We start from the raw sequence: 6,837 nt of genomic DNA, 5'->3' as shown, positions 1-6,837 counted from the left end.
GACCGAGGGCGGCAGTGAGGGGGTATCGGGGCGGGGAACCCGACGGGCTCACGCCCACTCGATCCGGTACACCTCGGCGTCGATATCGCGCGACTCGTCGCTGTGATGGTCGAACTGCGCGTCGATCGCGAAGTCGGCGGCGAACGCGTGGGTCACCTCGCCGCCCTCGTCGGCCGCGAACGCCTCGACGAACTCCCGGCTGCCCGCGTTGTGGACCGAGTAGGAGACGGTCGCGACGCGGCTCGCCGTCGCCAGAAAACCGCGGTCGGCGTTGCGGTTCCCGTCTCGGGCGCCGAACGGGGGGTTCATCACGACCGTCACCGGATCGGGCACGGTCAGCGGGAGCCGCGTCGCGTCGGCCTGGATCCAGTGGACCGGGGCGCTCGCGGCCACCCGGCGCTGATTGCCGGTCGCGGTGAGCAGCGCGTCGCGGTCGAGTTCGACGCCGAGGACGCGGGCGGGGCCGCGGAGGGCGGCCGCGAGCGCGAGCATCCCCGTCCCGGTGCCGAGATCGAGGACGGTGCGACCGTCGACGTCGCCATGGAGGTCCGCGAGGTGGACGACGTGCGCGGCCAGGTCCGGCGGCGTGGGGTACTGTTCGAGCGCGACGCGCGGCTCTTCGAACCCGGCGACGACGCCGAGCTTCGTCGCGAGCGAGCGCTTCGACGCCATCCGTCAGGCCGCGGCGGTCCGGACGAGTTCGACCCCTTCGCGGTCGGCGCGCTCGGCCAGCGCCGACAGCGCCGGCTCCGCGGCGTCGGGGTCGGACACCTCCCCCAGCCGGACCTCGATCCGTCCGGCGCCGAGGAACGACGCGGCGCGGACGAACTCGCGGAGCCGGTCGGCCTCCCGTTGCGTCGAGAGCGTGTCCTCGCAGTCGAAGCAGGCCTCGACCGACAGCGTCGCCGGCTGGTAGCCGCGGGCTGAGAGCTCGGCCTTGAGCTCGCGGAGGTGTTCGGGCGCGGTGCTGTCGAGGTCGTCGGCGTCGATGACGATGGGGTCGATCTCCGCGGGTCGACAGCCGCGGAGCGTCCCCTCGATCCCGTCGGACTGCGTCGTGCTCATGGAAGCCCATATGTTGTAGTTATACAAAAGTCTTTGTGAATGTCTGATAGTAATTATAGCGCCGATCGTCGCGGCGCTAATATGACCGCGCTCGGCGGTCACGTTTCGTGTTCGATGACCGGTAGCGCCGACGGTCGGCGAGTCGGGATCCTCGGCACTGGATCGTCAGTAACTGGCGTTTGAAGCGCCAACGGACTCATTCACACCAGATGAGAGGAACCGGAACCGACCGGCGACGCGTGCGGATCCGGGACAAAGGTTTAAATAGGACAATAACCAGAAACCTTATAATGGAACGTCCGAGCCGCCAGCGTCAACAGGAGCGGAACACCGAGCGAGAGTCGGACGAGACGGAGACGGTCTCCTGCCCGGAGTGTGATTCGGAAGAAATAGTCACGGACGCCGACCAAGAGCTCGTGTGTGAGGACTGCGGGCTGGTCTTGGACGAGCGGAACATCGACCGCGGGCCGGAGTGGCGGGCGTTCAACCACTCGGAGCGGCAGTCGAAGTCGCGCGTCGGCGCCCCCATCACCGAGACGATGCACGACAAGGGGCTGACGACGACGATCGACTGGAAGGACAAGGACGCGTACGGACGGTCGCTCTCCTCCGAGAAGCGATCGCAGATGCACCGGCTGCGCAAGTGGCAAGAGCGGATCCGCACGAAGGACGCCGGCGAGCGCAACCTCCAGTTCGCGCTCTCCGAGATCGACCGCATGGCGAGCGCGCTCGGCGTGCCGCGGTCGGTACGCGAGGTCGCCTCGGTCATCTATCGACGCGCGCTCAACGAGGACCTCATCCGCGGCCGGTCGATCGAGGGCGTCTCCACCGCCGCGCTCTACGCCGCCTGCCGGCAGGAGGGCATCCCCCGATCGCTCGACGAGGTCGCCGACGTCTCGCGCGTTCCGCAGAAGGAGATCGGTCGGACGTACCGCTACATCTCCCAGGAGCTCGGATTGGAACTGAAGCCCGTCGACCCGAAGCAGTTCGTTCCCCGCTTCGCGTCGTCGCTGGAGCTGAGCGAGGAGGTCCAGTCGAAGGCGACGGAGATCATCGACGTCTCCGCCGAGCAGGGGCTCCTCTCCGGGAAGTCCCCGACCGGATTCGCGGCCGCGGCGATCTACGCGGCCTCGCTGCTGTGTAACGAGAAGAAGACCCAGCGCGAGGTCGCCGACGTCGCACAGGTGACGGAGGTCACCATCCGCAACCGGTATCAAGAGCAGATCGAAGCGATGGGGTTCCGCTAGCGGCGACGCGTGCGGAGGCGAGCCAGCCGTGTCGCGGCCGGAAACGCGGCGCCGGCGACGGGCTCTCGTCGCGGCGGAAAACGCGGCGCAGACGTGCGGTCTTCCCGCGGTGCGCCGCTCGTGATCGGGTTTTTAATCGGTACCGAGCGTATCTTCTCGCGAGATGTACTCGCATATCCTCGTCCCGACGGACGGTAGCCCCGCGTCGGACGCCGCGATCGAACATGCGATCGACCTCGCCGAGCAGTACGACGCCACGCTCCACGCGCTGTACGTCGTCGACGGCGCGGCGTACGCGACGCTCGAAGCGGGCGCCGAGATCGTGGTCGACGCGCTCGAGGCCGAGGGAGAGGAGGCCACGCAGCGGGTCGCGGACGCGGCCGAGAGCGCGGGCGTGAGCTGCGAGGCGGTCGTCACGACGGGGACCGCGTACCGCTCGATCCGGAACTACGTGGACGAGAACGACATCGACATGATCGTGATGGGGACGCACGGCCGGAAGGGGCTCGACCGGTATCTCCTCGGCAGCGTCACCGAGCGGGTCGTCCGAACCTCGGACGTGCCCGTCCTCACCGTCCGACAGCCGAGCGATGAGTGAGTGCCCGCCGCGACGGGGGTGACCCCCGTGCGAGACTGGCTGTCACACCGGGTCGCCGCCTCCCCGGACGCCGCGGCGCTCGTGCGGGCCGAGGACGGCGAGGCCTGGACGTACACGGACCTCGACCAACTCGTCTCGGAGACGGCGGGGCGCCTCGTCGCCCACGGGATCGAGGCGGGCGACCGGCTCGGCGTGATCACGCCCCCGTACGTCGGGACGGTCGGACTGGTCCACGCGGCGATGCGGATCGGCGCGACTTTCGTCCCGCTCGGACAGGAGCTCACGCCCAGGGAGCTCTCGGAGCGGGCGGAGCGGGCGGACCTCTCCGCGGTCGTCTGCGCGGAGCCGACGGAAGACGACGCGTTGGCGGCCGTCGACGGGATCGACGACACGCCCGTCTTCTCCGTCGACGACCCGACCGACGGGACCGTCACCGCCGTCCACGACGTCGAGCCCGCGACGGTCGATCCCCCAGAGTGGGAGTTCGACGATCACCTCTGTATCCTCTTCACGTCCGGCACGACGGGGGAGCCGAAGCCGGTTCCGCTCACCGCCGGTAACGTGTGCAGTTCCGCCGTCGCCTCCGCGTTCCGGCTCGGTGTCGACCCCGGCGACCGCTGGCTCGTCTCTCTCTCGTTACACCACATGGGCGGGCTCGCGCCCGTCTACCGCTCGGCGCTGTACGGGACGACCCTCGTGCTCCGGGAGGGGTTCGACGCCGGGGGCACCGCCGACGACATCGACACGTACGACGTGACCGGCGTCTCGCTCGTCCCGACGATGCTCAAGCGGATGCTCGACAGGCGCGGCACCCTGTCGGACACGCTTCGCGTGGTCCTGCTCGGCGGCGCGCCGGCGCCGGACGAGCTGTTGGAGCGCTGCCGCGACTACTCGGTCCCGGTGTATCCGACGTACGGGATGACCGAGTCGGCCTCGCAGATCGCGACCGCGACGCCCCGGCAGACGAAGGGGCGGCTCGGCACGGTCGGCCGCCCGCTGTTCGGAACCGAGGTGACGGTCGTCGACGAGGACGGCGCGCCGGTCGAAGCCGGGGAGTCGGGGGAGATCGTCGTCGACGGCCCGACGGTGTCGCCGGGGTATCTGAAGCCCCCGACGGACGCGGGCGACGGGGCGACCGCCGAACTCGATCAGTCCACCTTCGGCCCCCACGGGCTTCACACCGGCGACGTGGGACGGATCGACGAAGACGGCTACCTCTACGTGCTCAACCGGCTCGACGACCGCATCATCACCGGGGGCGAGAACGTCGAGCCCGGCGAGGTGAGCGACGTGCTTCGGGAGTTTCCCACGGTCGAGGACGTCGCCGTCGTCGGTCTCGACGACGAGATGTGGGGCGAGCGGGTCGCCGCGCTGCTCGCGGTCGGCGACCGGACAGGGGAACCGGTGGACGAGGCGGCGCTCGCCTCGTTCGCCCGCGAGCGGCTCAGCGGGTTCAAGATCCCGAAAACGATCGCCCTCGTCGACGAGCTCCCGCGGACAGTCTCGGGCACTGTCGATCGAGAGGCCGCGCGGGAGGCGCTTCGGGAGACCGGTCGGGACCTGAATCGCGATCCGGAGGCCGAACTGAAGACGGCCGGCTTCGAGCCCGCGGATCCGACCGAACCCCCGGACGACGACGGCGACGACAGAGTCGAGATCGACGATGCCGAAGAGGTCGCGAACGCGGACGACTCCGCGGAAAACGCGGACGACTCCGCCGGCGAGGCGGCAGACGGAGCCGACGGCGTGGACGACTCCGACGTCGCCACCGCGGGTGAGCGCGGTTCCGACGTCGCCGACGAAAGCGAAGGCGAAGACGAAAGCGGAGACGACGAAAGCGAAGGCGAAGACGATCCCGACGAGGACACCTCAGAGGTCGACGTCGAGGTCGTCGATGCCGACGACGCCCGAGGCGAGTAATAAACTCTCCCAATATTTCTCGTTGTTCCACGAACGTTTTGACCGCGGGGCCCGCGGATCGGACATGGATCTACTGGACGACAGCGTCGTGCCGGAGCGCGCGCGCGACGTGAAGGCCGAGGCCCGCGAGTTCGCCGACGAGCACATCGCGCCGAACGCGGCGGAGTACTACGATTCGGGCGAGTACCCGTGGGAGGTGCTGGAGGCGGCGATGGACGCGGGACTCATCGCGCAGGACATCGGCGAGGAGTACGGGGGGAAGGGGTTCGACCTCGCGCAGGTGCTCGCGATCGCGGAGGAGTTCTACCGCGCCGACGCCGGCATCGCGCTCACCCTCCAGCTCGCGAGCTTCGGCTGCGAGATGGTCGAGCAGTACGGCACCGAGGCGCAGAAGGAGGAGTACCTCCGGCCGGTCGCGGAGAACGACCAGATCTCCGGGCTCGCCGTCTCTGAGCCGGAGACCGGCTCCGACCTCGCAGGGATGACGACGAAAGCCGAGAAGGTCGACGGCGGGTACGAGATCACCGGCGAGAAGTACTGGGTCGGCAACGCGGTCGAAGCCGACTGGCTCACCGTCTACGCGAAGACCGGCGAGAGCGACGACCGCTACTCGAACTACACGCTGTTCATCGTCGAGACCGACAGCGAGGGGTACGAGGCGGAGCACATCCCGGAGAAGATGGGGATGCGCGCCTCGAAGCAGGGCCACATCGTCTTCGAGGACTGCTTCGTCCCCGAGGAGAACGTCGTCGGCAGCGAGGGCGGGGGCTTCTACGTCCTCGCGGACTTCTTCAACCACGGCCGCGTGGTCGTCGGCGGGCACGGGCTCGGGCTGGCCGCGGCCGCCATCGAGGAGGCCGAGGAGTTCGTTCACGGGCGTAACGCCTTCGGCCGGACGGTCAACGAGTTCCAGGCGGTCCAGCACACCCTCTCGGACATGCGGATCGGCTTCGAGTCGGCGCGCGCGCTCAACTGGCGCGCCTGCGAGAAGGTCGCGAACAACGAAGACGCGGGGTACTGGGCCGCGCTGGCGAAGACAAAGTCCACGGAGGTCGCGACCGACTGCGCCGAGAAGGGGATGAAGCTCCACGGCGGGCGGTCGATCCTCACCGACCGCCGGATCGCCCGCGTCTACCGCGACGTGCGCATCCCGGTGATCTACGAGGGCGCCAACGACATCCAGCGGAACCTGATCTACCGCCAGTCGCGGTAGAGCCGGGAGTGCGGGTCGGCCGCTTTTCTCAGATCCGACGGGCCAGCGCCGCGAGCGCCTCGCTTCCGCCCGACGTGAGGGGGTCGCCGTGGCCGACGCAGGCCACCTCGAACGGCGGGGCGCGGGCGGCGAGGTCGCGGATGCTCTCCAGTACCGCGTCCGTGTCGTAGCTGATGAACCACTCCGAGGGGTCGAGCCCGCCGTCGGACGCCGAGACGAGGTCGCCGAGGAGCGCGACGCCGAGCGACTCGCTCACGTACGCGACGTGACCCGGGGTGTGGCCGGGCGTGTGGTACGCGGTGAACGAGCCGAGCCGTTGACCGTCGGACACGGACTCGACCTCCAGGTCCGGATGCGTCGTGAACAGGCCGGCGAGGCGCTGAAACGCTCCCTTGTGATTGCGCAGCGGCGGCGACCGCTCCCCGCGGAGGATCGCCGCGTCGAACGCGCCGGTGTACACGGTCGCGTCGAGCTCCGGCGTCAGCGCCGCGAGCGCCCCGACGTGGTCGAGGTCGTAGTGGGTCAACAGCACTCGGCCGATGTCCGCGACGTCCACGCCGGCCTCGGCGAGCCCCTCCCGGATCGCCGCGTCGTCCCACGGCGTCCCCGCGTCGACGAGCGTGGGGACGTCGTCGTCGACGAGGTACGCGCTGACGCCCCGCAGCTCGAACCGCCACACTCCGTCCGCGAGTTCCGTGGGCATACCGAGTGGTAACGACCGACGGGGATTTGACGGTGGCGACCGAGGGACGGCGGGAGTCACCGCGTCCGGTGTTCGCATCGGCGACCGCACC

7 protein-coding genes are annotated in these 6,837 nt (G+C 69.5%); 4 read left to right on the top strand and 3 right to left on the bottom strand.

The annotated features are described in order from the left end of the window. Positions 1–48: 48 nt before the first annotated feature. Both DJ73_RS01675 and DJ73_RS01670 read right to left on the bottom strand, forming a co-directional pair. Positions 49–672: an METTL5 family protein gene (locus DJ73_RS01675; RefSeq protein WP_094522409.1), complete on the bottom strand. Its 624-nt coding sequence runs from the start codon at positions 670–672 to the stop codon at positions 49–51. Between the two features lie 3 nt (positions 673–675). After that, positions 676–1,065: a hypothetical protein gene (locus DJ73_RS01670; protein WP_094522411.1), complete on the bottom strand. Its 390-nt coding sequence runs from the start codon at positions 1,063–1,065 to the stop codon at positions 676–678. Positions 1,066–1,355: 290 nt separating this feature from the next. Between DJ73_RS01670 and DJ73_RS01665 the strand changes: the two genes are divergently transcribed. The 4 genes from DJ73_RS01665 (at position 1,356) to DJ73_RS01650 (ending at position 6,043) form a co-directional block, all read left to right on the top strand. Then, positions 1,356–2,312: a transcription initiation factor IIB family protein gene (locus DJ73_RS01665; protein WP_094522413.1), complete on the top strand. Its 957-nt coding sequence runs from the start codon at positions 1,356–1,358 to the stop codon at positions 2,310–2,312. Between the two features lie 163 nt (positions 2,313–2,475). Beyond that, positions 2,476–2,910 (top strand): universal stress protein, encoded by a 435-nt coding sequence (locus DJ73_RS01660; protein WP_094557121.1) that lies wholly within the window; start codon positions 2,476–2,478, stop codon positions 2,908–2,910. A gap of 27 nt (positions 2,911–2,937) precedes the next feature. Further along, positions 2,938–4,830 carry an o-succinylbenzoate--CoA ligase gene (gene menE, locus DJ73_RS01655; protein WP_094557122.1) on the top strand — a complete coding sequence of 631 codons (1,893 nt, stop codon included), beginning with the start codon at positions 2,938–2,940 and terminating at the stop codon, positions 4,828–4,830. Between the two features lie 64 nt (positions 4,831–4,894). Further along, a complete protein-coding gene (locus tag DJ73_RS01650) occupies positions 4,895–6,043 on the top strand; it encodes an acyl-CoA dehydrogenase family protein (protein WP_094522417.1) in 1,149 nt (382 codons plus the stop codon). A 28-nt stretch (positions 6,044–6,071) separates the two neighbouring features. On the opposite strand, the gene DJ73_RS01645 is transcribed toward DJ73_RS01650, so the two are convergent. After that, positions 6,072–6,746: an MBL fold metallo-hydrolase gene (locus DJ73_RS01645; protein ID WP_094522419.1), complete on the bottom strand. Its 675-nt coding sequence runs from the start codon at positions 6,744–6,746 to the stop codon at positions 6,072–6,074. Positions 6,747–6,837 lie beyond the last annotated feature (91 nt).

It is taken from the genome of Halorubrum sp. Ea1, assembly GCF_002252965.1.
In the GTDB taxonomy this organism is placed as follows: Archaea; Halobacteriota; Halobacteria; order Halobacteriales; family Haloferacaceae; genus Halorubrum.
Note: the sequence above shows the minus strand (reverse complement) of the source record. Positions and strands in the feature narration are given on the sequence as shown.

What these genes read in the sequence shown, in the direction of transcription:
- DJ73_RS01675 (WP_094522409.1), bottom strand. Translation starts at nt 672, where the DNA reads ATGGCGTCGAAGCGCTCGCTCGCGACGAAGCTCGGCGTCGTCGCCGGG.
- DJ73_RS01670 (WP_094522411.1), bottom strand. Translation starts at nt 1,065, where the DNA reads ATGAGCACGACGCAGTCCGACGGGATCGAGGGGACGCTCCGCGGCTGT.
- DJ73_RS01665 (WP_094522413.1), top strand. Translation starts at nt 1,356, where the DNA reads ATGGAACGTCCGAGCCGCCAGCGTCAACAGGAGCGGAACACCGAGCGA.
- DJ73_RS01660 (WP_094557121.1), top strand. Translation starts at nt 2,476, where the DNA reads ATGTACTCGCATATCCTCGTCCCGACGGACGGTAGCCCCGCGTCGGAC.
- DJ73_RS01650 (WP_094522417.1), top strand. Translation starts at nt 4,895, where the DNA reads ATGGATCTACTGGACGACAGCGTCGTGCCGGAGCGCGCGCGCGACGTG.
- DJ73_RS01645 (WP_094522419.1), bottom strand. Translation starts at nt 6,746, where the DNA reads ATGCCCACGGAACTCGCGGACGGAGTGTGGCGGTTCGAGCTGCGGGGC.